This is a genomic window from Streptomyces sp. NPDC090499 (assembly GCF_044769305.1).
In the GTDB taxonomy this organism is placed as follows: Bacteria; Actinomycetota; Actinomycetes; order Streptomycetales; family Streptomycetaceae; genus Streptomyces.
This window is the reverse complement of record NZ_JBIVXP010000018.1, coordinates 60,099-85,741: the sequence shown is the minus strand read 5'-3', so window position 1 is coordinate 85,741 and position 25,643 is coordinate 60,099. Positions and strand designations below refer to the sequence as shown.

Genomic DNA, 25,643 nt, shown 5'->3' with positions numbered 1-25,643 from the left:
TGTCTACCACCGCCCGCGACAGCGCCTAGTGCACCTCGGCAGGTCGCGGCCCCTCGTCCAGGAATCCGCCCGACTGGTGCTGCCACAGCTTGGCGTAGGCGCCCTGTGCGTCGAGCAGTTCGTGGTGCGTGCCCTGCTCTACGATCCGACCGCGGTCGAGGACCACCAGCCGGTCCATGGAGGCGACCGTGCTCAGCCGGTGCGCCACCACCAGTGCCGTGCGGCCCTCCATGAGCCGCCACAGCGCTTCCTGGACGAGGATCTCGCTCTCGGAGTCCAGCGCGCTGGTCGCCTCGTCGAGGAGCAGGATCGGGGCGTTCCTGAGGATCGCCCTGGCCAGGGCGACCCGCTGGCGCTGGCCGCCGGAGAGCTTGACGCCGCGCTCCCCCACCATCGTGTCGAACCCGTCGGGCAGCGCGTCGGCGAACTCCGTGACGTGCGCGGCCTCGGCCGCCACCCGGATCTCGGTGTCGGTGGCGTCCGGCCGGGCGAAGGAGATGTTCTCCCGCAGGGTGCGGTGGAACATCGCCGGGTCCTGCGGGACGTAGGCGATCTGGCTGCGCAGGTCGGCCTGGCGCAGCCGGCTGATGTCCTGGCCGCCGATCGTGATCCGGCCGGCGTCGATGTCGGTCATCCGCAGCAGCAGCCGGGTCAGCGTGGTCTTGCCGCCGCCCGACCGGCCGACGAACCCGAACTTCGACCCGCTGGGCACGTCCAGCTCCAGCCCCTCGAACAGTGGTTTGGCGCCCGCGTGGGTGAAGGAGACCTTCTCGAAGCGGACGTCGGCGGCCCGGGGCGCGAGCGGCTCCGGGGCCGGGGGGTCGGTGACGGTCGGTGGTTCGAGGAGCAGTTCGGTGAACTGGGCCGCCTCCGTCATGGAGCTCTCCATGCGCCGGTAGATCTGGTTGAACTCGAACATGATCCGGGTCGCGTTGGTGTAGTAGGTGAAGGCGACCACGACCGCCTCCACGCTGTGCCCGCCGCCCGCCAGCGCCACCGCGAGCAGCAGGCCCACCGCGTTGGTCGCCACGGACATCGGCGCGACGAAGGTGTCGATGCGCAGGTTGCCGTAGTCCCAGGAGCGCAGGGTGCGCCGCCTGGACTCGGCGACCCGCGACCGGTGTTCGGCGGCCTCCCGCTTCTCGGCGGCGAACGCCCGGACGGTGTCCATGTTCATCAGGCTGTCGGCGACGTGCCCGGACACCCGGGCGATCGCCTCCTCGCGCTGGTCGACGAGCCGCTGGCGGCGGCGGATCAGCGGGAACACGCACACCGCCGTCACCGCGATCATCGCGAGGAGCGCGACGACGAGCAGCGGCTGGTACCGCCACAGGATCACCGAGCCGAACGCCAGCGGCACGAAGCTGCCGACGATGTTGAAGGTCAGCGTGTCGCCGAACTCCTCGAAGCGGGTGGCGAAGCTCAGCACCCGCTTGGTGAGCGAGCCCGCGAAGTTGTCGTGGAAGAACGCGGCGTCCTTCGCGAACAGTTCGTCCATGCCGATGACGTACAGGTGCTCGATGCCGAGGGCGTCCAGACGGTTCAGGCAGTGCAGACCGACCCGCCAGAGCGTCTCCGCCAGCAGCAGGACACCGGCGAAGCCGAGGACGTAGGGCAGTGTGGCGCCGAGGCCCAGGCCGTGGCTGTCGGCGATCCGGCCGATCAGCTTGGCCACGACCAGCGGGGCCAGGTAGTTGATTCCGATGTTGCCGAGCGCCGGCAGCAGCATCCCGGGCAGCGTGAGCCACTTGAGCCGGGCCAGCTCACGTCCGTAGTGGCGAAGCGCGAGCAGCACGGCGCCCTTGCGCGGTCCCGTCGCAGGTAAATCGACAGAGGATGTCATCTCAACCCTGTGTAGTCGTCGCGCGGCATGCCGAGCCGACCGCCGCATGGTCCGCGGCGGCCTGGAATCGGCAGGTCAGGAAAGGGAAGTGTCCCGCGACGACGGTCCCTCGGTCCACGTGTTTTTTCACCGACGGCTACGGAGCGAACACGCTCTCGACCGGGGCTCAGCCCAGCAGCAGGGACCTCGGCTGGGCGGAGAGCGCCTGGTCGAGGACGAGGGAGGCGGCGCCCACGGCGGCGACGTTCTCGCCGAGGGTGGTGGAGACGACGGCCGTCGGGTGGGTCGGCTTCACGAACGGGGAGCGGGCGACCATGCGTTCGATGACGGGCAGCAGCCGGTCGGCGAGCAGCTTCCAGGTCGGTCCGCCGAACACGATGGTGTCGACGTCCAGGAGGGTCGCCGCCGCGCAGACGCCCCGGCCGATCCGGATCGCGAGGCGCTCGATGATGCCGTCCGCCTGCGCCTCGCCCGCGGCGGCGAGTTCCACCAGCCGCTCCAGACCGCGCTGGGCGTCGGCCGGGTTCGTCACCGTGTACTCGGCGCCGAGCACGCCCAGGGCGACGCCCTCCTCGACGAGCGTCTTCGTCGAGGAGGCGGCGCCGAGGCCACCGACCTCGCCTGCGTTCCCGGAGACCCCGCGCAGCACGGTGTCCTCCACCACCAGGCCCATGCCCGATCCGGTGCCGAGGTAGAAGAAGAGCAGGTTGCGGCTGTCGGTGGCCGCTCCGGTCCAGCGCTCGGCGACGACGGCGGCCGTGACGTCCTTGTCGAGCAGCGCCGGGAGGCCGGTCGCCTCGCTGAGCCGGTCGCGCAGCGGGTAGCGGCCCCAGCCGGGCAGCTCGGGCGGGTCCACGACCCAGCCGGCGGCCGCGTCGATGGGGCCGGGGGCGGCGATGCCGAGGCCGAGGACCCGCTCCCGGTCGGCGCCCGACTCCGCGACGATCGCGGACACCGAGGCCGCCATGTCCGCGGCGATCGCGTCGGTGTCACCGCCGCTCGGTGTCACCACGCTGCGCTGGGCCACCACGGTGCCGAGCAGGTCGACCAGGACGCAGGTGATGACCGCGGGGTCGAGGTGCACCCCCACCGCGTAGCGGGCGGCGGGCACGATCTCCAGCAGGGTGCGGGGCTTCCCGCTGCCGGTGCTCTGCTTGCCCGACTCCCTGGCGACGCCCCCGTCGAGCAGCCGGCGCGTGATGTTCGAGACGGTCTGCGCGGACAGGCCGGTGGCCTGGGCGAGTTCCACCCGGCTCAGGCCCGTGGGGTGCCGGCGGATCGCGTCCAGGATCACGGACTCGTTGAAGTCGCCGAGGCGCGGCAGGTTGGTGCCGCGCCGGATGGTGGGCTGCGCGGTGCTCGCCGTGCTCCCCGTCGTGCTGGTCAACGTGCTTCTCCCTGCCTCGGCCGGCGGCACCCCGCGCCCGCCCCTCCGACGCATTCGGTTGGTGGAATGGTAGGGCACGGCCCCTCGGCCCCGGATCGCCTTTGCGCGTACACGTCAGGCTCCTCCGGGGGGTCCGCCGGCCGGGCGCAGCCGCAGGGTCCGGATCTGGAACGGCCGGAACCCGAGGTCGACGGCCGCCTCGCCGGAGACCGGCACCAGCTCCTGTTCCGGCCGCTCCAGCAGGTCGCAGTCGTGGACGGCGGCGGTCGCGAAGCCCGCCGTGAGGCGTGCCCGGACCGCTCCCCCGCAGGCCTCGTACAGGCGGACGACGACGTCACCGCTGCGGTCGTCGGCGAGCTTCACCGACTCCACCACGACGTCGGTGGTGTCCAGGGCGACCAGCGCGCGGGCCGCGGCCGGCGCGGGCCGCAGCGGCAGGTTCAGGGCGTAGCCGCCGGCCACGGCCTCCTCGACGCCGGCGCCGGTGAGCAGCGCGTAGCCGAAGCTGTGCCGGCCGCGGTCGGCCTGCGGGTCGGGGCTGTGCGGGGCCCGCAGCAGGGAGAGCCGGAGGGTGGTGGTCGTACCCCCGTCGTCGCGGGTGTCGCGGCGGACGTCGTGGCCGTAGGTGGAGTCGGTGAGCAGGGCGGCGCCCCAGTGGCGTTCGCCCACGTGCACCCAGCGGTGCGCCCACAGTTCGAAGCGGGCCGCGTCCCAGCCGGTGTTCTCGTGGGTGGGCCGCCGGACGTGCCCGAACTGGATCTCGGCGCTCTCCTGGTCCGCGTGCACGTCCAGCGGCCAGGCCGCCTTGAGCACGGTGTCCCGCTCCTGCCAGTCGATGTCGTTGCGGACGGTCACCCGACGGCTCTCGGCGGCCAGCTCGACGTACTGCACGAACCGCGAGGAGCCGTGGACGCGCTCGACCCGCACCGACGCGAGCAGCGGCCCCGCGTCCACGAGTGTCACCGACTCGGCCTCGTCCAGGTCGCGCACGGTGTCCCGGTAGTAGGGGTCGAGGTTCCACGCGGACCACAGGTTGGGGTCGTCCGGGTGGAGTTGGAGGAGGTTGCCGGCGGCTCCGGGGGCGATCGCCTCGCGCTGCGCCGCGTGGTCGTACACCGAGGTGAGCAGGCCGCGGCTGTCGACGACGACGGTCAGCACCCCGTTGCCGAGGACGAAGCCGCCGTCGCGGGCCGTGGCGGTGACCCGGCCGTGGGGCCCGTCGACCGGGGAGCCGGAGGCGAGCGCGCCGGCCTCGGCGAGGACGGCGGTACGGCCGTCCGACAGGCGCTGGCCACCGGCGGCCCCGGGGACGGCCACGACCTCGCGGCGCGGGTACGGTCCGGCGTTGAGGAGGGCCGGCGGGCCGGGCAGCCGGGCCACGGCCCCGGCGATCAGCGTCTCCAGTTCCGCGTGGATCCCGGCGTACTCCCGCTCGGCCTGCCGGTGCACCCAGGCGATGGAGGTGCCGGGGAGGATGTCGTGGAACTGGTTGAGCAGCACCCGCCGCCACAGCGACTCCAGCCGCTCGTACGGGTACGGCGCCCCGGCCCGGACGGCGGCGGTGGCGGCCCACAGCTCGGCCTCGCGCAGCAGCGCCTCGCTGCGCCGGTTGCCGCGCTTGGTGCGGGCCTGGCTGGTGTAGCTGCCGCGATGGTTCTCCAGGTACAACTCCCCTCGCCACACGGGGAGTCGGTCCTTGTACTCGGCGCGGGCCGCCGCGAAGAACGTGTCCGGCGACTCGATGACGACCTTCGGGGAGCCTTCCAGGTCGCGCAGCCGGCGGGCCTTCTCCAGCATCGAGCGGGTGGGACCGCCCCCGCCGTCGCCGTGGCCGAACGGGGCCAGCGAGCGGGTGGCCGCCCCCTTGTCGGCGAAGTTGCTTTCGGCGTGGGCGAGTTCGCCCGCCGTGAGGGAGGCGACGTAGCTGTCGACGGGCGGGAAGTGGGTGAAGATCCGGGTTCCGTCGATGCCCTCCCAGTCGAAGGTGTGGTGCGGCAGCCTGTTCGTCTCGTTCCAGGAGAGCTTCTGGGTGAGGAACCACCGGGCGCCGGCCAGCTTGGCGAGCTGGGGGTAGGCGGCGGTGTAGCCGAACGAGTCGGGCAGCCACACGCCGTGCTGCTCGACGCCGAACTCCTCCGCGAAGAACCGCCGCCCGTACACGAGTTGGCGGGCGAGTGCCTCGCCGCCGGGCAGATTGCCGTCCGCCTCCACCCACATGCCGCCGACCGGCACCCAGTTCCCGTCGGCCGCGGCCTTCTTCATCCGGGCGAAGATCTCCGGGCGCTGCTCCTTCATCCACGCGTACTGCTGCGCCGAGGAGCAGGCGAAGACCAGCTCGGGGTACTCCTCGGCCAGCGTGGTCATGTTGGTGAAGGTGCGGGCGCACTTGCGCACGGTCTCGCGGACCGGCCACAGCCACGCCGAGTCGATGTGGGCGTGGCCGACCGCGGCGACGGTGTGCGCGGAGGCGTGCGCGGGCCGGGACAGCGCGTCGGCCAGCCGCTCCCGGGCCGCGGGGGCCGTCCGCGCCACGTCGGCCGGGTCGACGGCGTCGGCGGCCCGGCGCAGTGCGTGCAGGATCTCGTGCCGCCGGCTGGATCCGGCCGGCAGTTCGTGCATCAGCTCGTCGAGGACCTCGATGTCGTGGACGAGGTGCCACACCTCGTCCTCGCGCACCGCGATCTCGGCCTGGACGAGCCGGTAGAGGGGCACGCTGCCCGCGGTGCCGGGCGAGCCGTAGTGCACGCCCACGCTCGCGCTGGCGACGATCGGCGGGTTGGCGGCCAGCTCGACCAGCAGGTCGACCCGGTCGCCCCCGGTGGCGGAACCGGCCAGCAGCACCGTTCGGTGGTACGGGTGCAGGCCCTGGACCGGCGTCCCCTGAGCGTCGTGGACCAGGCCCTCCGCCTGGCCGCCGGGTCCCTTGGTCAGGTCGAAGTCCAGGTCGAAGACGGCCTCGACGCGCCGCCCCGCCCACTCCGCGGGGATCTCCGCGGCCGCCCGCAGCCAGGTCGTCGCCCAGGGGCCGCCCCAGGCGGAACCGAGGGTGAAGGGCGTGTAGTCGGCGCGCAGCGCGCCGGCGACGGGGACCGGTTCGCCGTCCACGAACCAGGCGCTCAGCTCGAAGGGGCGTACGGCGCTGTACAGGGCGGGGCGGACGACCCGGTCCAGCAGCTTGCGGATCCGGGTCTCGGTGATCCGGCGGTCGTCATGCACGGTGCGGGTCCTTCCGGACGTCGTGGTCGGGGTGGGGCAGCCGGAGCGTGTCCCGGGTGCCGTCCGGCCAGGTCACGTCCGCGAGCAGGGTGCTGCCCTCGGCACGGGCGGTGACCTCGGGCAGGGCGGCGGGGTCGGCGCCGCCGAGGTGGACCAGGGCGATGTGCAGGGTGCCGTGGGCGACGGGTCCCGCGGTCTGCGCGAAGGGGGTGGCGGACGGGGAGCCGAGGGCGTTGCTGTCGGTGCCGGCGGCCACGGCGGCCCGCGGCAGGCCCCGTTCGCCGACGACGAGCGAGACCAGCCCGTCGCCGCCGACGACCCGGGCGGCTGCGCCGACGCCCTCGCCGGCAGCGCCCTGGCCGCCTCCGGTGCCCGTGACGGAGCCGCCGTCCGCCCCGCCGAAGGGAGTCCTGGCGAGGCCGCCGTCCGCCCCGCCCAAGGGAGCCCTGGCGGAGTCGCCGTCCGCCCCGTCGAAGGCGGTCCTGGCGAGGCCGCCGTCCGCCCCGCCCAAGGGAGTCCTGGCGGAGCCGCCGCCCGCCCCGCCCAAGGGAGTCCTGGCGGAGCCGCCGCCCGCCCCGCCGAAGGGAGTCCTGGCGAGGCCGCCGTCCGCCCCGCCGAAGGGAGTCCTGGCGAGGCCGCCGTCCGCCCCGTCGAAGGCGGTCCTGGTGGGGCCGCCGTCCGCCCGGCCGGCCAGGGCCCAGCCGCCGATCCGCAGCACGTGTCCGTCGCCGGGGTCGCCGTCGACGCGCACGGCCCGTACCTCGACCGAGCCGCGCAGCGCGGATCCGACGGTGATCCAGGGGCCGGGGGTGTAGCGGGTGTCGGGCCCGCCGAACGGGTCCCAGGTCGCGTCCGCGGGCCAGTGCGCGCGGGAGCGGGAGACGGCCGTGGCGCCGTCGAGGGACACCCTGGTGGCCGGACGGCGGTGCGAGGCGCGGCCCGCGGCGTCCAGCAGCACCACCGCGTTGTCGAGCGGGTCGGCGTCGGCACTCCCGCCGGGGAGGGTCGGGTCGCCGGGTGTCTCGGGCGCGGTGTGCGTCGAGTAGGCGAACCGCGCGTAGCAGGGATCGTCCGCGTGCGGGCGGGACGGGTCGGCGTGGTCGCCGCCGTGGTTGACGACGCGTACGACGCCGTCGGCGGCGGTGCCGGAGACCAGCCAGCCGGGGGCGGCCAGGGGGCGTGTGAAGTCCCCTTGCTCCACGGGGAGTCGTTGCTCCGGCTCGGTCCACACCGGGTGGTCCGGCGGGAGCAGGAGGCCGATGAAGCCCTTCGACGCCCAGTACGGGGAGGCGGGGCCGGAGTACGCCTGGAGGATGCCGCGGAACGGGCGCCGCCAGCCGAGGGTGAGCAGGCCGTCGGCGTCGGTGCCGAAGTGGCCGAGCATGCGGTTGGCGATCGCCCGGGTCTCCCCCGGCGCCAGCGGGGTGGCGTCGAACAGGGCGCCGGTCCACAGCGGGGCGAGCGCCGCGTGCCGGTAGGTGAGCGAGCGGCCCTGGATCAGCGGCGAGCCGTTGGCGCCGACCAGGTGCCGCTGGTCGCCCAGGAAGCGCCGCAGCCGGGCCCGGTAGCGGTCCAGGAGTCCGGCGGGCGCGGCGGCGCCGAGGATGCGGCAGAACCAGAGCGGGTAGAGGTGCATGGCCCAGCCGTTGTAGTGGTCGAAGTTGCGCCGCTCGCCGCCGGTGAGGCCGTCGGAGTACCAGCCGTCGCCCGCGTACCAGCCGTCGGTGAGCGCGATGACCCGGTCCAGGTCCTGCTGGCGCCACTCGCCGCCGACCGTGCGGGCGAAGGCCTCGGTGACGCCCTGGAACCAGATCCAGTTGTTGCCGGGCATGGCGTCACCGGCCATCGGCGCGAGCCAGTCGAGGATCCGCTGCCTGACCCGGTCGTCGAGGCGGTCCCAGATCCAGGGCCGGGTCTCGTGCAGGGCGAGGGCGACGGAGGCGGCCTCGACCTTGGCCTGGTTGCGCTCGGCGAAGGTGGGCCAGCGGTCCGGACGGTCCGGGTCGGTGCCGGCGGCCAGCCCGGCCGCGTACCAGCCGGCCAGGTCGTGCGGGTCGGCCCCGCCCGCCCCCGCCAGCCGGAGACCGGCCAGCAGGAACGTACGGGCGAAGCCCTCCAGGCCGTCGCTGAGTGCGCCGTTGGCGCTGGCCGTACCGGGGAGCCGGACCAGCGCGTGGTCCTCGGTGGCGTACGGCCGGACGGCGAGCAGCATCCGGTCCGCCGTCGACTCCCAGTGGGCGCGGTCCTCGGCTGGTGTGCGGTTCATGAGTTCCGGGTCTCCCATGCCTGTTCGAACTCGGCGCGGATCTGGTCGCCGGCCTCCTTGCGCCAGTTCCGCATCGCGTCGTCCCACGCCTTCAGCGGGAGCCGGCCCTGCATGACGCCCTTGCGGGTGTCGTCCAGGAGGGTGCCGAAGAGCTTGGACTTCTTCGAGTCGGTCGGTGAGTACAGCGGCTCGGCGGGGTTGGGGATCAGCGCCTTGACGGCTTCCTTCTGGAAGGCGTACTGCTCGGGCACGATGTCCGGCCTGGCCGGGTAGTACAGCGTGAACGGCGCGTCCGTCGCGAAGATGGTGGGCAGCGTGGCCTCGGCCTGGCCCTGCGGGGTGAGGACCGGGTCGGTGCCCTTGAGGGTGTGGTCCGGGCCGCGGACCCCGTACTTGCGCAGCAGGTAGGCGTCGGTGCCGAAGGGGGCCGCGAGGGCGTTCATGGCGCGCAGGATCTGCTGGATGCGGGACCTGGGCGCCTTCTTGAGGATGAGGGTGGCGTAGTTGGCGGAGCCCTGCCACTGGCCGCCCGCGCCGCCGTCGTAGCCGGGTGCCGTCAGGTAGCCGAGTTCGAAGCCCGGTGTGGCCGGGGCGTAGTTGGTGTAGTAGTCGTTCCACGCGGCGGGCGCGTCGGGGTTCATGACGGTCTGTCCGCCGCCGAACCAGTCCTTGGCCTTGTTGAGCACGCTGTACGTGTCCGGGTGCATGTACCCGGCCCTGGTGAGCCCGCGGACCGCGTCCAGTGCCTGCTTGGCCTCCTCGGTCTCGTAGTACCAGGTGAACCTGCCGTTCTGCTCACGCCAGTTGTTGGGGGCCTTCAGCATCTGCATGACGAGGTTCCAGGCCGTGATGCTGTCGCCGAGGGCGTACTGGTTGTGCTTCGGGTCCGTGACGTCCTTGCAGAGCTGGACGAACTCGGTCCAGTTCCTCGGGTTCGGGTCGAGTCCGCGCTTCCTGATCAGGTCGAGCCGGGTGTAGGTGGGGCCGCCGGAGAGCGGGCGGGGCATCGGCAGCGCGTAGATGCCGCCGTTGCGCACGCAGGGCGCCCAGGAGGCGGTGGGGATGTTGGCGAGGTAGGGGTAGTCCCGGACGTTGTCGCCGGACAGGTGCGGGGTGAGGTCCTCGAAGAGGGCGTCCAGCATGTCCGGGGTGGCCGCGGAGTTCTGGTCCGGCCGCAGCATCAGCATCGCGTCGGGCAGATCGCCGCCCGCGATGGTCACGGCGAACTTGGCCGGGTAGTCGCCGACCGGCGTGATCCCGAAGTCGAGGTCGCAGCCGACGCTTCTGTTCAGGTTCTGCCACAGGACGTTGCGCCCCTCGGGCGGCGGCACCGGGTTGAAGATCAGCGTCATGATGTCGATGGCGGGGCCCTTGGCGGGCGGGCCGTCCGGGAAGGCCTTGACGGGATCGGCGGGGTAGTCCAGGTGGCCGGGTGCGACGCCGTCCGCGGTGGCCGGCATGGATGTCGGCACGCCCTGGAACGGGATGTACGTCGGCAGCCGGACCTGGGTGTTGGCCTCCCGGGCGGTGGCCGGGCGGTAGTCCCCGCAGCCGGCCAGGGTCAGGCCCGCGGTGACCCCGGCGGCGGAGGCGAGGAAGCCGCGCCGGCTCAGCGAGCCGCGGTGCACGGCTGTGTTCCCGGGCATGGTCACGGGCGTGGTCACGGCTGTGTTCACGGGGGTGTTCATCCCTTCACCGCCCCGACCATCACGCCCTTGTTCATGTGCCGTTGCAGGAAGGGGTAGATGACCACGATGGGCACGATCGACAGAACCAGGATCGCCGCCTGCAGCGACTGGGTCGGCGGCAGCGGCGCCCCGGCCGCGACGTCCACCTGCCCGCCGCCGAGTGCCGCGTTGTTGACGACGTAGGTGCGCAGCACCAGCTGCATGGGCCACTTCGAGGCGTCGTTCATGTACAGCAGGGCGTTGAAGAAGGCGTTCCAGTACGTCACCGCGTAGAACAGGCCGATGACGGCGACCGACGCCTTGGACAGCGGCAGGACGAGCCGGGTGAGGATCTTCCACTCGGAGGCGCCGTCGATGCGGGCCGCGTCGACGAGCTCGGTGGGCAGGCTCATGAAGAAGGAGCGCAGCACGATCACGTTGAACGCGTTGATCATGGAGGGCAGGATCAGCGACCAGTAGCTGTTGATCAGGCCGAGCTGCTTGACCATCAGGTAGCTGGGGATGACTCCCGGCACGAACAGCATCGACATCAGCAGCAGGAGCAGCACCGGCTTGTGCCCGAAGGACCCGGGGCGGCTGAGCCCGTACGCCAGGAAGACGGACGAGACCAGGCTGAGGGCCGTGCCGACGACGGTGACGCCGACGCTGACGAGTATGGCCCTGGAGACGATCCCGCCGTTGAGGAGGGCACGGTAGGCGAGGAGGGTGGGATGGTGGGGCCACAGGACGTAGCCGCCCGCCTTGGTGACCTGCGCGGTGTCCGCGAGCGAGGTCGAGACGATCGCCACGAAGGGCAGCACCACCAGGACCACGCAGACCAGCAGGATCAGCGACTTGGCGGTGCGCCAGGGCAGGGTGCCCGGGGTCTCGCCGGGGACGGCGCTGTAGGAGCGCTGCGGCCTGCGGCGCACGGGACGGGTCGGTGACAGCGTTGTCATGACCGGTAGACACCTTCTTCCCCGAAGAGGTGGGCGATCTTGTTGGCGCCGAGCACGAGGACCACGCCGACCAGGCCCTTGACCAGGCCGACGGCGGCGCTGACGCCCCAGTCGCCGGCGATCAGGCCGTGGTTGTAGACGTAGGTGTCGAGTACCTCGCTGCTGTCCAGGCCGACGCCGGTCTGCTGGAGCAGGATCTGCTCGAAGCCGACGGACAGCGCGTCGCCGAGCCGGAGGATCAGCAGCAGGATCACCAGGCCGCGCAGGGCTGGCAGGGTGACGTGCCAGGTCTGCCGGATGCGACTGGCGCCGTCCATGGCGGCCGCCTCGTAGAGGTTGTTGTCGACCCGGGAGAGGGCGGCGAGGAAGAGGATCGTGCCCCAGCCGGTGTCCTTCCAGATCACCTGGGAGGTGAGCAGGGTCTTGAACAGGTCGGGGTTGCCGATGATGTTCCAGGTGCCCATGTCGTGGGCCTGGAGGAACAGGTTGACCATGCCGCTGCCGCCCAGCAGCTGCTGGAACAGGGAGACGACGACCACCCAGGACAGGAAGTGCGGCAGGTACAGGACGTTCTGCACCCATTTCTTGACGCGTTCGCTGACCAGGCTGTTGAGGGCGAGCGCCAGGAGGATCGGCGCGGGGAAGACGAACACGACCTGGATCAGGGTCAGTTCGAGGGTGTTGACCAGCGCGTGCAGGAACTGGTCGTCGCCGTTGAACAGCACGTCGAAGTTCTTCAGCCCGCTCCACGGGCTGTGCATGATGCCGATGTACGGCTGGTAGTCCTGGAACGCGATGACGTTGCCGAGCAGCGGGATGTAGTGGAACAGCAGGAGGACCACGAGACCCGGTGTGAGGAACCAGAACAGGCCCAGGTCGCGGCGGCGCCGTGGCCGGCTCGGCCCCGGGCGGCCTCTGCCCGGTGGCCCGCCCTCCTCTGCCGGACGGGCGACCGGTTGGTGCAGAGTTGTCATGACGAGCGAGCCCTTTCGCCGAGAGACGTGAGGCGGGCGTGTTCCGGCCACCCCGGACCGGCACGAGTATGTAAATCCAATCGATGGGCTAACGTCAATGCTTCCGCCGGGTAAATTCGCGGGCGGGTCTGCGGCTGACGGAAGAAGCGCTTGCCGACGAAGCGGGGCGGTCGGGAGAAGACCGCCGAGGCGCGGGGACGTGTGAGACGTCGCGGGAGACGTGGGGTGAAGTGGCCCGCGCCATCGGACGGAAAGTGGCCCAGTGGTCCGGGCCGGTTCCGGCATAGGGTCGGGAACGTGACGACAGCGGCGCCCACCGCTCCCCTCGGCCCCCCGCAGTCCGCGGTGGCAGGGCCCGCCGCCGGGCGCTGAGATGGGTCACGACGAACGGCCGCCGCCGGGCGGGCCCGGTTCGCCGCCGCGATGCCCCCACCCTCCCCGAGGAACCTCCCGTGACTCACCCCGAGGAACCTCCCACGACCCTCCCCGAGGAACCCCTCATGCGAGCCATCACCGTCAAGGACCGCGACGCCGGAGTCGGCGGCCTGGCCCTCACCGACCTGCCGCATCCGCACGCCGCCGAGAACGACGTGATCGTGCGCGTGCACGCCGCCGGGTTCACGCCCGGCGAGCTGACCTGGCCCGCCACCTGGACCGACCGGGCCGGCCACGACCGCACGCCGAGCGTGCCCGGCCACGAGCTGTCCGGCGTGGTCACCGGGCTGGGCTACGGCACCACCGGACTGACCGTCGGCCAGCGGGTGTTCGGCCTCGCCGACTGGGCCCGCGACGGCACGCTCGCCGAGTACACCGCCGTCGAGGCCCGCAACCTCGCCCCGCTCCCGGCCGACGTCGACCACGTCACGGCCGCCGCCCTGCCGGTCTCCGGGCTCACCGCCTGGCAGGGCCTCTTCGACCACGGCCGCCTGACCACCGGGCAGACCGTGCTGGTCCACGGGGCCGCGGGCGGGGTCGGGTCCGTCGCCGTGCAGCTGGCGCGGGAGGCGGGCGCGCGGGTGATCGGCACCGGGCGGGCGGCCGACCGGGACCTCGCCCGGGACCTGGGCGTGGGCACCTTCGTGGACCTCCAGGCCGAGCGGCTGGAGGACGTCGGCGAGGTCGACGTGGTGTTCGACGTGATCGGCGGCGAGATCCTCGACCGCTCCACGGCGCTGGTCCGTCCCGGCGGCACGCTGGTGACCATCGCCCACCCGGTCACCGTGCACCCCGCGGACGGACGGGCGGTCTTCTTCGTCGTCGAACCCGACCGCGCGCGCCTCGCCGACCTCGCCGCACGGGTGCGGGACGGGCGCCTCAGGCCGGTCGTCGGCGCGGTCCGGCCGCTGGCCGAGGCGATCGCCGCGTTCACCCCGGACAAGCGCACGCCCGGCCGGACCATCATCCGGGTGGCGGAGGACTGAGGCCGTCACGGCGGTCGCGCCCGGCGCGGACCCGGTCAGGCCAGTCGGTGCAGCGCCTCCCGGGTCACCTCCCCGAGCAGTGGCTCGCCGGCCGCCCAGCGCTCGACCTCCGCGACCGCGTACCGGCCCAGCCGGCCCACCTCGCTGCCCTGGGCGCCGGCGATGTGCGGGGTGACCAGCACGTTGGGCAGGGCCAGCAGCGGATGTCCCGGCGGCAGCGGCTCGGGCTCCGTCACGTCCAGGTACGCCTCCAGCCGGCCGGACGCGCACTCACGGGTCAGCGCCTCGGTGTCGACGACGGCGCCGCGGGCCGTGTTGACGAGCACGCCGCCGTCCGGGATCAGGGCGAGCATCCCGGCGTCCAGCAGACCGGTCGTCTCCGGCAGCAGCGGCGCGTGCACGCTCACCACCGCCGAACGGCGGCACAGCTCGGCCAGTCCGACCCGCTCCGCGCCCAGCCGGGCCGCCTGCTCGTCCGTGACGTACGGGTCGCTGAGCAGCAGCCGGTGGCCCGCGTCGGACCGGCGCAGCCCGGCCAGCACCGCACGCCCGATGCGGGAGGCGCCCACGATGCCCACCGTGCTGCCGTCGGCGCCGGTACGGCTCCCGAAGGCCGGCCATCCGGCGCCGTAGCCGGCCGCCATGGTCAGCGTGCGCCGGGCTGCGAGCGTGACGAGGGCCAGGGTGTAGGCGGCGACGGGGCCGGCGTTGGCGTCGGCCGCCGACGACACCACGATGCCGCGCTCCCAGACCGCGTCGGTCACCAGCCCCTTGACGGTTCCGGCGGCGTGCATCACGGCCCGCAGCCGGGGTGCCCCTGCCAGTACCCCGGCGGTCAGGCGCGGGCAGCCCCAGCCGCTGATCAGCACCTCCGCCTCGGCCAGCGCGGCGGGGAACACCGCTCCCACCGGGCCCGGGTCGAGCCGGACGTGCCCGGCGAGCCGGTCGCGCAGCTGCGCGGGAAGCACCTGGTCGGCGACGGCGGGGTCCATGACGCACACGGCCGTGGGCCGGTCGGACGGGACGGACATGGTGCCGGGTCCCCTTTCGGTCCGTACGGAAGCGGATACCGCTGCGGCTCCGGGCCCGGAGCGGCGCACCGGCGGGTCACGCGCGCGGCAGCCGGAGTGTCACCAGCTGGAACGGGCGCAGAGCGAGGACGACGGCGCCGTCCGCCGTGGCGAGCGGTTCGCAGTCCGCGAGCGGGCGCTCCAGGAGGTCCGTGCGGACGGCCCGGTCCGCGGCGAAGCCGCTGCCGCGGACGGTGGCGCGGGCCCGGCCTCCGTGCGCCTCGTAGAGGCGGACCACGAGGTCGCCGCTGCGGTCGTCGGCCAGTTTCACGGCGCTGACGACGACCGCCTCGTTGTCCACGGTCACCAGGGGTGTCACCGCGGCCCCGGCTCCGGTGACCCGGCGCTCGGGAAGGTTGGCCCGGTACCCCTCGCGGACGGCGTCGCCGATCGTCGCGCCGGGCACCAGGGCGTGATGGAAGCGGTGCACCCCCTGGTCGGTCTCCGGGTCCGGGTAGCGGGGCGCGCGCAGCAGCGACGCCCGTACGGTGGTGGTCGTGCCCGCGTCGGTGCCGGTGCGGACAGCGCGGGTCACGTCGTGGCCGTAGGTCGCGTCGTTGACGACGGCGACGCCCCAGCCCGGTTCGTCGAGGTGCACGAAACGGTGGTTGCAGGCCTCGAACTTGGCCCACTCCCAGCTGGTGTTCTGGTGGGTGGGCCGGTGGACGTGCCCGAACTGGGTCTCGGAGGCGTACCGGTCGGCCTTGACGTCGAGCGGGAAGGCTAGCTTCAGGAAGCGCTCGGTCTCGTGCCAGTCCACCTCGGTGTCGATGTCGAGGCGCTTGGCGTCCGCGGGGACGGACAGCAGCTGGGTGACGCGGGAGCCGCCGAAGGTCCGCTCGACCCGCACCGCACCGCCCTCGGCCGCCAGCGCGGTCACTTCGGTGAGGTCGGTGCCGACGTTGCGGTAGAAGGCGTCGACGTCCCACGCGTCCCACTGGTTGGGGAAGTCCGGGTGCAGCTGGAGCAGGTTGGCGGCCTGTCCCGGTGCGATCGCCTCCCGGTCCGCGGCCCGGTCGTACGCCGAGACCACCAGTCCCCGGCCGTCGATCTCGACCCGCAGCAGGTGGTTGTCGAGCACGTAGCCGCCGCCCTCGCGCGGGACGGGGGTCGCGGTGCCGCCCCGGCCGGCCGGGGACGCGGCGCCTCCGGCCGGGACCGCGGCGCGGGGGTGCGGGGCGGAGTTGAACACCAGCTCGTGTGTCCCCTCCCCCGCCAGGGCCCGCTGCGCCGCATCGATGACGTCCGCCAGCTCCGCGGCCAGCCGTGCGTAGGTCGCGCGGGCCTCGCGGTGCACCCAGGCGATGGACGAGCCGGGCAGGATGTCGTGGAACTGGTGGAGCAGGACCGTCTTCCAGATCCGGTCCAGCTCCTCGTAGGGGTAGCGGAACCCGGTGCGCACTGCGGCCGTCGCGGCCCAGAGTTCGGCCTCGCGCAACAGGTGTTCGCTGCGCCGGTTGCCGCGTTTGGTCTGTGCCTGGCTGGTGAGGGTGGCGCGGTGCAGTTCGAGGTAGAGCTCGCCGACCCAGACGGGCGGGTCGGGGTACTCGGCCTCGGCCTTGGCGAAGAAGTCGGCGGGCGCCTCCCATGCGACGGTGGCCGAGCCCTCCAGGCTGCGCAGCCGGGCCGCCTTGGCGACCATCTCCCGGGTGGTGCCGCCGCCTCCGTCGCCGTAGCCGGTCGGCGCGAGGGAGCGGGTGGCGACCCCCTTCTCCTTGAAGTTGCGGGCCGCGTGCGCGATCTGACGTCCCGTCATCTCGCAGTTGTAGGAGTCGACGGGCGGGAAGTGGGTGAAGATCCGGGTGCCGTCGATGCCCTCCCACTGGAAGGTGTGGTGCGGGAAGCTGTTGGTCCGGCTCCAGGAGATCTTCTGGGTGAGGAGGCGGGTCGAGCCGGCCGCCCTGATGATCTGCGGGAGCCCGGCCGCGAAGCCGAAGGTGTCGGGCAGCCACGCCTCGTCGTTCTCGATGCCGAACTCGTCGAGGAAGAACCGCTTGCCGTGCACGAACTGACGGGCCATCGCCTCCGAGCCCGGCATGTTGGTGTCCGACTCCACCCACATCCCGCCGGCCGGCACGAACCGCCCGTCCGCGACCGCCTTCTTCACCTTCGCGTACACCTCGGGCCGGTGCTCCTTGATCCAGGCGAACTGCTGGGCCTGGGACATGGTGAAGACGAACTCGGGCTCCTCCGCCAGGAGGGCCGTCATGTTGGACGCCGTCCGGGCCACCTTGCGGACCGTCTCGCGCAGCGGCCACAGCCACGCCGAGTCGATGTGCGCGTGCCCGACCGCACTGATCCGGTGCGCGGCCGGGGCGGCGGGGGCGGCGAGGACCTCCGCCAGACACGAACGGGCGCGGGCGGCCGTGCCGTTCACGTCCTGGAGGTCGACGGCGTCCAGGGCCCGGCCGACCGCGCGCAGGATCTCCCAGCGGCGCGCCCCGTCGACGGGCAGCTCCGCCATCAGCTCGCCGAGCACCTCCAGGTCCATGACCAGGTTCCACACGGTCTCGTCGAAGACGGCCAGCCGCATCTCGCCCAGCACGTACTGGGGCGCGTCGCCTGCGGTCGTCCGGTCGCCCATCGGGGTGGGCCGGAACGGTACGCCGCTCGCGTCGAGGTCGGGGTTGGAGGCGGCCTCGATGCGCCAGTGGACCTGTTCCCCGCCGGCCACCGGCGAGCCGACGCGGACGTGGGCGTTGCGAGGGTGCAGGCCCTTCACCGGGGTGCCGTCGGGCAGGTGGACCAGGCCCTCGCACTGGAAGCCCGGGGTGCGCGGGGTGAAGCCGAGGTCGAGGACGGCCTCGACGGTCCGGCCGGCCCACTCGGCGGGGACGGTGCCGGTGACCTTGAACCAGCTGGTTCCCCACGGCATGCCCCACGGGGTGCCCGGGGCGATGGGGCGGGTCGGGGCGGCCAGCCCCTCGGCCACCGGGACGGGTTCGCCCGGGGTGGACCAGATCTCCACGTTCAGCGGTGTGGTGACGGGGTGGACGGCGGGACGGATGCGCTCCCTGAGGACGCGCGCCAGACGTGCCTCGACCAGGTTCCGGTCGTCGTGCATGAAGGGGGTCTCCTGTTGCGGGGGAGGGTCGGTGGAGCGGTGCCTGTGTTCAAGGGGTTCAGCGGCCCGCCCACAGCGGTGGCCCTTCGGGCGGCGTACGTGCTCCGGGCATGTCGGGGTCGCCGCACGGGAAGGCGGTGGTGGCGTGGCCGTCGCCGGTCGGCACGGACTGATGCGCGGGCTGCTGCCCGGCCCGGCCGCCGCGGACGGCCGGCGCCCGCCGGAGGTCGGTGGTCAAGGTGATCGCACGCTCCCATCGGCGCCGCACGGGTGCGCGCGGCGATCGGTGTCGAAAGGGCGGGTCGGGCGGGGCGATGTGAACCTATGAACGCCTCCACGGTTTGTCAATACGTTTTACGAACCCCGGGCGACGCCCGCCCGTACCGGACCGTGCGCACGGCCGGGGCGTCGCCCGTGCACACGGTCGCGGGTGGAGCCGGGCGCCGGTCAGCCGGTGACGGTGAAGGTGGACGGCGAGTCGTTCTGGGTCGCGGCCTGGCCCGGCCGCAGGTTCTGGATGGTGTTGCCGGAGAAGGTCCCGGTCCCGGTGACCCCCGAGGTGATCCAGATCCCCTGGCCGGCCGGACCGTCGATCGTGTTGCCGGTCAGCGTCACGTCGACGTTCTTGCGGTCGATGTAGAGACCCGCCCGGAAGGCGCCGCGCATCGTGTTGCCGCTCAGGGTGACGTTCGTGCAGGCGTCCGGATAGAGCGAGGTCGCGGCCGGCGAGCTGATCCGCACCCCGTGCCGGACGCCGTTCCAACCCCCGCCGCCGATCAGGACGTTGCCGCTGACGGTGGCGGACTCCAGGGGGTGACCGGTGTCGCCGAACACGCCGATGTCCAGGGCGCTGTTGGAGGAGACGCTGTTGACCAGGTTGTTCGTCATCTCGACGTTGCGCCCGCCGGCGATCCGCAGCCCGTTGGCCCACCAGGGCGCGACGGCGGTGTTGCCGGTGATCTTCGCACCGTCGACCTGGCCGTTGGTGCCGCTCGCGCCGGCGTCGGAGTAGGTCGCGAAGGAGTCGTCGCCGGTGCCCCGGGCGAAGTTGTTCTGGACCGTGATGTGGTAACCGAGCTTGTCCGGGTTCGGCGTGTTGCTGTTGTTGATGTTGAAGCCGTCGCCGTAGGAGTCGGCGGTCCGGCTGTCCCGGACGGTTCCGTCGGAGCCGGAGAGCCAGTTGGCGTCGGTGTGCCGGGTCCAGATCCGCTCGACCAGCCAGCCGCCGGCGCCGCTTGCGTTGATGCCGTAGTCCGCGCCGCCGGAGCCGCCGACGCCCCGCCAGACGGCATTGGTGTCGATCTGGACGTCCCGCAGCGTGGTGCCCGAACCCACCAGGATCTGCGAGCGCCAGGTGGCCGGCAGCGGCGGCTTGCGGTAGATCGTCGTATACCACATGCCGGCCCCGTCCACCGTCACGCCGGTGAAGTCGAGGGTGGCGCCCGACAGGCTGTTCGTCAGGTACTTGCCCGGCGGGATCCACACCGGCCTGCCCTGCGCCCTGGCCGCGTTGACCGTGTTCTGGATGGCGGCCGTCGAATCGGTGCCGAAGTCCGGGTCCGCGCCGTAGTCCACGACGGAGAGCGAGCCGGCCGGCCGGGTCCGGGCGGCTGCGACGTTCTCCAGGTCGACGGAGTCGACGTCGTAGACGGCGGCGGTGTTGGCGGAGTCCTTGCGCAGGGTGATGGCGGCGCCCGCGGGGACGGCGGCGCCGGTGACCCGGACGGGGAACTCGTTGTAGAAGCGGTACGGCATCCCGCCCGCGTGGGGGTCGTCCGGGTCGGTGGTCGCGCCGCGGTAGTTCCAGGCCTGCCTGGAACTCAGGGTGATCGCCTGCCGGTAGCCGCCGTTCACGTACAGGTCCAGCGTCGCGTCGATACCACCGCCGTTCGCCGCGTCGGGGATGGAGGCGCGCACCACCAGGGTGTTGGCCGGTCTGCCCGAGCCGTTGTTCAACGTCACCGCGTCACCGGTGTTCTTCAGCTCGACCAGCGCGTTCCCGGAGGCCTCGGTCTCCAGGGTGGCCACGGACGGCACCGTCGCCCCCGGCCTGAGGGAACGGACGGCCGCGCCGCCGCCGAGCGTGCCGGTCTCGGCCTCCACCGTCACGAACGGCGTCGTGGCCCCGGCCGTCGCGGCGGCCGGCCGGGCATGGGCCCCGGCCGCGGCGGCCCGGCCGTCGGTGCCGGGAACGACGAGCAGCGCGGCGGCGGCGACGGCGGCCGCGCCGCCGAGCCGGAACGAGGGTCGCCGGATTCTTCGGAGCATGTGTCACCTCTTGACGAGAAACGGAGGCAGCGCGGGACCGGACGGTCGCGCGCTGCCTCGCGGTCCGGATGGGGGCGGGACACTTGCTTCTCGGCGCACGAACAGCGCGAATGACACGCGAATGACACGCTCATGCCAACGCGATCCTCGCGCGGGCACCGGCGTACGCCGACATCGCAGGGAGACTCACCGCACCGGGCCGGACGCCCCACGTCCTGGAAACGCCGTCCCGGCCGGACCGGACGGGCCGTCCCTGGACCCGCCGATCGCGCTGGCGAGTCTAGCGACGGCCCATCGATTATTCCATCGCCTTGATTAACTAACTTCCACTCGGTGCCCGGTACCGCTGCCAGTCCGGGTCCGGGAGTTCGAGGAGCCGGTCGATGTCCGCCGCCTCGGGCAGCGGCCCGTGATCCCCCGTCACCCTGAGCGCGGACACGGCGGTGAGGTGACCGAGCCGGAGGGCGCGGGGCAGCGGCTCCGCGCGCAGCAGCCCGGCCAGGAAGCCCGCCGCGAAGGCGTCCCCCGCCCCGACCGGTTCCACCACGGCCGTCCGCAGCGCGGGCACCGTGCAGGCGCCCTGCCCGGTCAGGGCGGTCGCGGCTCGGGCACCGTCCTTGACGACGAGGATCCGCGGGCCGGGCAGCAGGTCCCGCACGCCCCTGACGGTCAGGTCCGCGCCCCACAGCCGCTGGGCCTCGTCCAGGCCCACGAGGACGATGTCGGCCCGGTCGGCGAGGTCGCGCAGCACCGTCGGCGCGGTGCCGTCCGGCCACAGCGCGGCACGGTGGTTGACGTCGAAGCTGACGGCGTACGGCCGTTCGGCGGCGGGGGTGTCCAGGGCCCGCGTCACCAGGGCGCGGCAGGAGCCGGAGAGGGCGGGGGTGATGCCGGTGAGGTGCAGGAGGGCGGCCGAGCGCAGCGGCTCGCCGTCGAGCAGGCCGGGGCCGAGGGCCGAGGCCGCCGAGCCTGCGCGGTAGTAGTGGACGCGGGTTCCGGCCGGTCCCGGGTCCTTGAGGAGGAGGCCGGTGGGCCGGTGCGGGTCGGTGCGCACCCGCGTCACGTCGACCCCGGCGGCGGCGACCGCGGCGCACACCCGGCGGCCCAGCGGATCGTCGCCGACGGCCGAGAGCCAGTGGACCGGGACGCCGTGGTCCGCGAGGTACATGGCCACGTTCGACTCGGCTCCCGCGACGGACAGCCGCAGCCTCCCGGCGTCCGCCAGCGACCGCGGCGGGTCGGGGGCGAGGGCGGCCATGGTCTCGCCGAGGCAGACCACGGGGCCCTGAGCCGGACGCCAGGCAGCCGTCACGCGGGCCCCTCCTCCCGGACGACGGCCCGGAACGCGCGGGCCCGGTCGCGCAGCGCGCTGATGCTGCCGCCGTCCGCCGCGTCCCCGACGAGGGGCGAGCCGACGCCGACCGCGGTGGCCCCGGCGGCCAGGTAGGCCCGTGCGGCCGGCACGTCGACGCCGCCGACCGGGACGAACGCCGCGTCGGGGAACGGTCCGCGCAGCGCCTTCAGATACGCCGCTCCCCCGGCCTCGGCGGCCGGGAAGAGCTTCAGGGCGGCCGCGTCACGGGCCTGCGCCGCGATCACGTCGGTGGGGGTCAGCACGCCGGCCAGGACCGGCATGCCGAGCTCCCGCGCGGTGTCGGCACCGGCGCCGAGACCGGGGGTGACGGCGAAGGCGGCGCCCGCGCGGTGGGCGGCGTGCGCGTCGGCGGCGGTCAGCACCGTGCCGGCGCCCAACGGGCGGCCGGGGCCGAGTTCCTTGTGGGCCCGCGCGATGACGGCGAGGGCGTCGGCGCCGCTGAGCGACACCTCGATCAGTTCGATGCCCTCCTCGGCCAGGGTCAGCACGGTGCGCAGGGCGGCGTCCGGGTCGCCGCCGCGCACGACGGCGAGCAGGCGACGGGCGGCGAGGGCGGCTCGCAGATCCACGAGCGGGGCTCCTTCCATGGTCAGCGGGGGCACGGGCAGGAGGCGCCGACGGTGAGCCGCCAGCGGACCTCGCCCGAGGCGGGGACGCGGGCGGCGTCGTCGGGGCCCGCCTCGGCCAGGTCGAAGACGCGGCCGAGCATCGGCTCCACGCCCGTACTGCGGTAGGGCCGGCCGGCGGGGAAGCCGCCGAGGTTGCGCCACAGGGCGACCGACACCGGCTGACCCGCCGCCTCGACGGCGAGGCCGAGCCGGTCCGCGCCGTCGTGCACACAGCACCGGCCGCCGGCCACCACGGCTCCGACCGCCGTGCCGTCGTCCGGCCCGAACCGGTCGAGCCGCAGCCCCCCGGGGGCCGGCCAGTCGCCCTCCACCCAGGGGGCACCGGCCGGCCAGGGCCGGCCCAGCAGGGGTGCCGCCTCCGGGAACAGCCGGGTGGGCGCCCCCTCCCGGGCCCGTACGAGGGCCTCCTCGGAGAGGTCGAGGAGCGCGTGGGCGGCCCAGAGGAAGCGGAAACCGGGCTCGGCCGTGAGCACGTAGGCGGCCTCGACACCGTCGTCCGTGCCTCGCAGCGTGCGCGTCAGGGCGAAGCGGTCGCAGCGCACCGTCTCACCGCCCCCTTCCCCGTCGCGCGTCCAGGGCCGGGACCACGCGTCCCCGTGGTCGGGGGTGCCGCGCACGGTCGGGACGCACTCCTCCAGCCCGCCCGCGTCCACGAACGCGTCGCCCGGTGCGACACCGTCGCGTCCGGGGCTCGCGCGCCGCCACAGCCATTCCCGGCCGCCGTGCCGCAGCGAGGTCCAGCGGCCGCCATGCGCGAGGTCGGTCACGACGTCGAGGGGCACGGTCACCACTCCGCGAAGGAGCCGTCGGCGTGCCGCCACACCGGGTTGCGCCACCGGTGCCCGGCGCGGTCGGCCGCGCGGACGGCCGCCTCGTCGAGGGTGATGCCGAGCCCGGGGGCGTCACCGCGGTGCGCGTGCCCGTCCACGAACCGGAAGGGCTCGGGGTCGACGAGGTAGGAGAGGAGGTCGGCTTCCTTGTTGTAGTGGATGCCCCGGCTCTGCTCCTGGATGAGGAAGTTCGGGGTGGCGAAGGCGACTTGGAGGCTGGCCGCGAGGGCGATGGGCCCCAGCGGGCAGTGCGGGGCGAGCTGGGCGCCGTAGGTCTCGGCGAGCGAGGCGATGCGGTGCACCTCGGAGATGCCGCCGGCGTGCGAGAGGTCCGGCTGGGCGACCGCGATGCCGGCGGCGAGGACGGGCAGGAACTCGGCGCGGGAGTAGAGGCGTTCGCCGGTGGCCAGCGGCACCGGGCTCGCGGTGACCAGGCCGGGCAGCAGGTGGCCCTGTTCGGGTACGACGGGTTCCTCCACGAACAGCGGGTGCAGCGGGGCGAGTTCGGTGAGGACGCGGCGGGCGCTGGCGGCGGTGAAGCGGCCGTGGAAGTCGACGGCGACGTCCCGGTCCGGGCCGAGGGCGTCCCGGGCGGCGCTCACCCTGGCCACCACGGCCGCCGTCTCCGCGGCCGTCGCCAGCGGCGAGGTGGCCCCGGCGGCGTTCATCTTCACCGCGGTGAAGCCCGCCGCCACCTGGGCGGCTATCTGCTCGGTCAGCTGGGCGGGTTCGTCGCCGCCGACCCACGCGTAGACCCGCACCCGGTCGCGCACCGGACCGCCCAGCAGGGCGTGCACGGGCGCGCCGTAGGTCTTGCCCGCGATGTCCCACAGGGCCTGGTCGAGGCCCGCGACGGCGCTCGACAGCACCGGGCCGCCCCGGTAGAAGCCGCCCTTGGTGAGCACCTGCCAGTGGTCCTGGATGCGCAGCGGGTCCTGCCCCACCAGGTATTCGGCGAGGACGTCCACGGCCGCGCGGACGACCTCGGCGCGCCCCTCGACGACGGGTTCGCCCCAGCCGACCACTCCGTCGTCGGTCTCGACGCGGCAGAACAGCCAGCGCGGCGGGACGAGGAAGGTCTCTATCCGCTCGATCTTCACCGGCCGCCACTGCCTTCCGTGTCGTTGCTCCCGGTCCCCTCTTCGGGGCTGTCCAGCCGTGCCAGGTCACGGCCCGCCTGGTCGAGCAGGGCCCGCATGGCCGTCTCGGCCGCCTGCGGGTCGCGGTCGCGCACCGCGTCCAGGACGGCGCGGTGGGCGGGGACGGGGTCCTCGCTGTGCGGGGAGCTGTGCACGATCCGGTCGCGGTGGGCGAGTCCCGACTCGATCACCATCTCCATGCGTTCGAGCAGCTCGTTGTGGGTGGCGGCGAGCAGGGCGCGGTGGAAGGCGAGGTCGGCGTCGACGGCGTGGCCCGGGTCGGCCTCCTCCCGTCCCATCGCCTCCACGGCCGTCTCCAGCAGCAGCAGGTCGGCCTCGGTGCGGCGTTCGGCGGCGAGCCGGACGGCGGCCGGCTCGATGATGGCGCGGACCTCGGCGAGATTGCGCAGCAGCGACCCTTCGGCACCGGTCGTCCCGCCGCCCTCGAACTGCCAGCGCAGCACGTCGGCGTCGAGCAGGTTCCAGTCCGCGCGGGCCCGTACGAAGGTGCCGCGTTTCTGGCGGGCGTCGACCATGCCCTTGGCGGCGAGCACCTTGAGGGACTCGCGCAGGGCGGTGAGGCTGACGTCGAGTTCGCTCTGCAGCGCCACCAGGTCGAGCGTGGCCCCTTCCGGGATCTCGCCGCCCAGGATGCGGCGCGCCAGGGCCTCCACGGTCTGGCCGTGCACACCGCGGCGGGCGTAGGGCGTCATGTCGTACAGCCTTTCTCTTCCACGTTCCGGTCCAGGGGCATCATGCGGAGGCCTTCACGACGCTCCAGCCGCCGTCCACGACGAGACTCGACCCGGTGATGTAGGAGGCCTCCTCGGCGCAGAGGAACGCGATCGCGGCGGCCACCTCCTCGGGGGTGCCGAAGCGGCGGGCGGCCGTTCCGGCGATGCTGCGTTCCCGTTCCGCGGGCTCCACCCGGTCCCAGGCCCCGGTCAGGATCGGGCCGGGGAGCACGGCGTTGACGCGGACCTCGGGCCCGTACTCGACGGCGAGCTGCCCGCACAGGGAGAGCAGGCCGCCCTTGGCCGCGGCGTAGGCGGGGTGGCCGGGGATGCCCGCGTGGGCGTGCACGGACGAGGTGAGGACGACGGCGCCGCGGCGGGCGCGCAGGTCGGGCAGGACCGCCTTGACGCCGAGGAAGCCGCCGGTGAGGTTGACGGCGAGCTGCCGCTGCCAGGACGGCAGGGTCAGTTCGTGGGCCGGTACGACCTCGACGGTGTAGGCGTTGCTGACGAGCACGTCGACCGGGCCGAAGCCGTGGGCGGCGGTGACGATCCGGGCCCAGTCGTCCTCGGCGGCGACGTCCGCGTGCACGTAGCGGGCCCGGCCGCCGTCCTTCTCGATCCCGTCCACCACGGCCTGGCCGCGTTCGTCGGCGATGTCGGCGAGCACGACGGCGGCACCCTCCGCGGCGAGGCGTGCGGCGGTGGCGGCTCCGATGCCGGAGGCGGCGCCGGTCACCACGGCGGTGCGGCCGGTGAAGCGGGCACCGTACCGTCGTACGGACTGGTCCATCGGGCTCC

18 protein-coding genes are annotated in these 25,643 nt (G+C 73.6%); 1 reads left to right on the top strand and 17 read right to left on the bottom strand.

Annotation, left to right across the window (positions count from 1 at the left end; genetic code table 11):
- Positions 1-25 precede the first annotated feature (25 nt).
- The 7 genes from ACIQVL_RS41060 to ACIQVL_RS41030 form a co-directional block, all read right to left on the bottom strand.
- Entirely contained in the window at positions 26-1,843 is a 1,818-nt protein-coding gene (locus tag ACIQVL_RS41060) for an ABC transporter ATP-binding protein (protein WP_403477996.1), read from the bottom strand.
- Positions 1,844-2,009: 166 nt separating this feature from the next.
- Positions 2,010-3,230: an ROK family transcriptional regulator gene (locus ACIQVL_RS41055; RefSeq protein ID WP_403435810.1), complete on the bottom strand. Its 1,221-nt coding sequence runs from the start codon at positions 3,228-3,230 to the stop codon at positions 2,010-2,012.
- Between the two features lie 114 nt (positions 3,231-3,344).
- A complete protein-coding gene (locus tag ACIQVL_RS41050) occupies positions 3,345-6,446 on the bottom strand; it encodes an alpha-mannosidase (RefSeq protein ID WP_403477995.1) in 3,102 nt (1,033 codons plus the stop codon).
- Entirely contained in the window at positions 6,439-8,712 is a 2,274-nt protein-coding gene (locus ACIQVL_RS41045; protein ID WP_403477994.1) for a DUF2264 domain-containing protein, read from the bottom strand. The genes ACIQVL_RS41050 and ACIQVL_RS41045 overlap by 8 nt, the downstream gene beginning before the upstream one ends.
- Positions 8,709-10,388 carry an ABC transporter substrate-binding protein gene (locus tag ACIQVL_RS41040; RefSeq protein WP_403477993.1) on the bottom strand — a complete coding sequence of 560 codons (1,680 nt, stop codon included), beginning with the start codon at positions 10,386-10,388 and terminating at the stop codon, positions 8,709-8,711. The genes ACIQVL_RS41045 and ACIQVL_RS41040 overlap by 4 nt, the downstream gene beginning before the upstream one ends.
- An 8-nt stretch (positions 10,389-10,396) precedes the next feature.
- Complete coding sequence (locus tag ACIQVL_RS41035) at positions 10,397-11,338, bottom strand: carbohydrate ABC transporter permease (protein ID WP_403477992.1); 942 nt, start codon at positions 11,336-11,338, stop codon at positions 10,397-10,399.
- Positions 11,335-12,312 carry an ABC transporter permease gene (locus ACIQVL_RS41030; RefSeq protein ID WP_403477991.1) on the bottom strand — a complete coding sequence of 326 codons (978 nt, stop codon included), beginning with the start codon at positions 12,310-12,312 and terminating at the stop codon, positions 11,335-11,337. Before ACIQVL_RS41030 ends, ACIQVL_RS41035 begins: the two co-directional genes overlap by 4 nt.
- Before the next feature lie 500 nt (positions 12,313-12,812).
- Between ACIQVL_RS41030 and ACIQVL_RS41025 the strand changes: the two genes are divergently transcribed.
- Entirely contained in the window at positions 12,813-13,733 is a 921-nt protein-coding gene (locus ACIQVL_RS41025) for an NADP-dependent oxidoreductase (protein ID WP_403435799.1), read from the top strand.
- 35 nt (positions 13,734-13,768) lie between these two features.
- On the opposite strand, the gene ACIQVL_RS41020 is transcribed toward ACIQVL_RS41025, so the two are convergent.
- The 10 genes from ACIQVL_RS41020 to ACIQVL_RS40975 form a co-directional block, all read right to left on the bottom strand.
- Positions 13,769-14,764, bottom strand: a complete 996-nt coding sequence (locus ACIQVL_RS41020) for a hydroxyacid dehydrogenase (protein WP_403477990.1) — start codon at positions 14,762-14,764, stop codon at positions 13,769-13,771.
- A gap of 76 nt (positions 14,765-14,840) precedes the next feature.
- Entirely contained in the window at positions 14,841-17,867 is a 3,027-nt protein-coding gene (locus ACIQVL_RS41015) for an alpha-mannosidase (protein ID WP_403435796.1), read from the bottom strand.
- Positions 17,868-17,925: 58 nt separating this feature from the next.
- Complete coding sequence (locus tag ACIQVL_RS41010; protein ID WP_403435794.1) at positions 17,926-18,105, bottom strand: hypothetical protein; 180 nt, start codon at positions 18,103-18,105, stop codon at positions 17,926-17,928.
- 209 nt (positions 18,106-18,314) lie between these two features.
- Positions 18,315-20,135 carry a glycosyl hydrolase family 28-related protein gene (locus ACIQVL_RS41005; protein ID WP_403477989.1) on the bottom strand — a complete coding sequence of 607 codons (1,821 nt, stop codon included), beginning with the start codon at positions 20,133-20,135 and terminating at the stop codon, positions 18,315-18,317.
- 319 nt (positions 20,136-20,454) lie between these two features.
- Positions 20,455-21,447: a sugar kinase gene (locus ACIQVL_RS41000; RefSeq protein WP_403477988.1), complete on the bottom strand. Its 993-nt coding sequence runs from the start codon at positions 21,445-21,447 to the stop codon at positions 20,455-20,457.
- Complete coding sequence (locus ACIQVL_RS40995) at positions 21,444-22,079, bottom strand: bifunctional 4-hydroxy-2-oxoglutarate aldolase/2-dehydro-3-deoxy-phosphogluconate aldolase (protein ID WP_403477987.1); 636 nt, start codon at positions 22,077-22,079, stop codon at positions 21,444-21,446. Before ACIQVL_RS40995 ends, ACIQVL_RS41000 begins: the two co-directional genes overlap by 4 nt.
- 20 nt (positions 22,080-22,099) lie before the next feature.
- Positions 22,100-22,927: a hypothetical protein gene (locus ACIQVL_RS40990; protein ID WP_403477986.1), complete on the bottom strand. Its 828-nt coding sequence runs from the start codon at positions 22,925-22,927 to the stop codon at positions 22,100-22,102.
- Positions 22,924-24,069, bottom strand: coding sequence for a galactonate dehydratase (gene dgoD, locus ACIQVL_RS40985; protein WP_403477985.1), 1,146 nt, complete (start codon positions 24,067-24,069; stop codon positions 22,924-22,926). The genes ACIQVL_RS40990 and dgoD overlap by 4 nt, the downstream gene beginning before the upstream one ends.
- Positions 24,066-24,821 (bottom strand): FadR/GntR family transcriptional regulator, encoded by a 756-nt coding sequence (locus ACIQVL_RS40980; RefSeq protein ID WP_403435782.1) that lies wholly within the window; start codon positions 24,819-24,821, stop codon positions 24,066-24,068. Before ACIQVL_RS40980 ends, dgoD begins: the two co-directional genes overlap by 4 nt.
- A 40-nt stretch (positions 24,822-24,861) precedes the next feature.
- Positions 24,862-25,635 carry an SDR family NAD(P)-dependent oxidoreductase gene (locus tag ACIQVL_RS40975; protein WP_403435781.1) on the bottom strand — a complete coding sequence of 258 codons (774 nt, stop codon included), beginning with the start codon at positions 25,633-25,635 and terminating at the stop codon, positions 24,862-24,864.
- Positions 25,636-25,643: the final 8 nt, after the last annotated feature.

Bases quoted from the DNA above. Each gene is read 5' to 3' on its own strand.
- ACIQVL_RS41060 (WP_403477996.1), bottom strand. From the start codon at position 1,843: ATGACATCCTCTGTCGATTTACCTGCGACGGGACCGCGCAAGGGCGCC.
- ACIQVL_RS41045 (WP_403477994.1), bottom strand. From the start codon at position 8,712: ATGAACCGCACACCAGCCGAGGACCGCGCCCACTGGGAGTCGACGGCG.
- ACIQVL_RS41035 (WP_403477992.1), bottom strand. From the start codon at position 11,338: ATGACAACGCTGTCACCGACCCGTCCCGTGCGCCGCAGGCCGCAGCGC.
- ACIQVL_RS41030 (WP_403477991.1), bottom strand. From the start codon at position 12,312: ATGACAACTCTGCACCAACCGGTCGCCCGTCCGGCAGAGGAGGGCGGG.
- ACIQVL_RS41025 (WP_403435799.1), top strand. From the start codon at position 12,813: ATGCGAGCCATCACCGTCAAGGACCGCGACGCCGGAGTCGGCGGCCTG.
- ACIQVL_RS41020 (WP_403477990.1), bottom strand. From the start codon at position 14,764: ATGTCCGTCCCGTCCGACCGGCCCACGGCCGTGTGCGTCATGGACCCC.
- ACIQVL_RS41015 (WP_403435796.1), bottom strand. From the start codon at position 17,867: ATGCACGACGACCGGAACCTGGTCGAGGCACGTCTGGCGCGCGTCCTC.
- ACIQVL_RS41005 (WP_403477989.1), bottom strand. From the start codon at position 20,135: ATGCTCCGAAGAATCCGGCGACCCTCGTTCCGGCTCGGCGGCGCGGCC.
- ACIQVL_RS40980 (WP_403435782.1), bottom strand. From the start codon at position 24,821: ATGACGCCCTACGCCCGCCGCGGTGTGCACGGCCAGACCGTGGAGGCC.
- ACIQVL_RS40975 (WP_403435781.1), bottom strand. From the start codon at position 25,635: ATGGACCAGTCCGTACGACGGTACGGTGCCCGCTTCACCGGCCGCACC.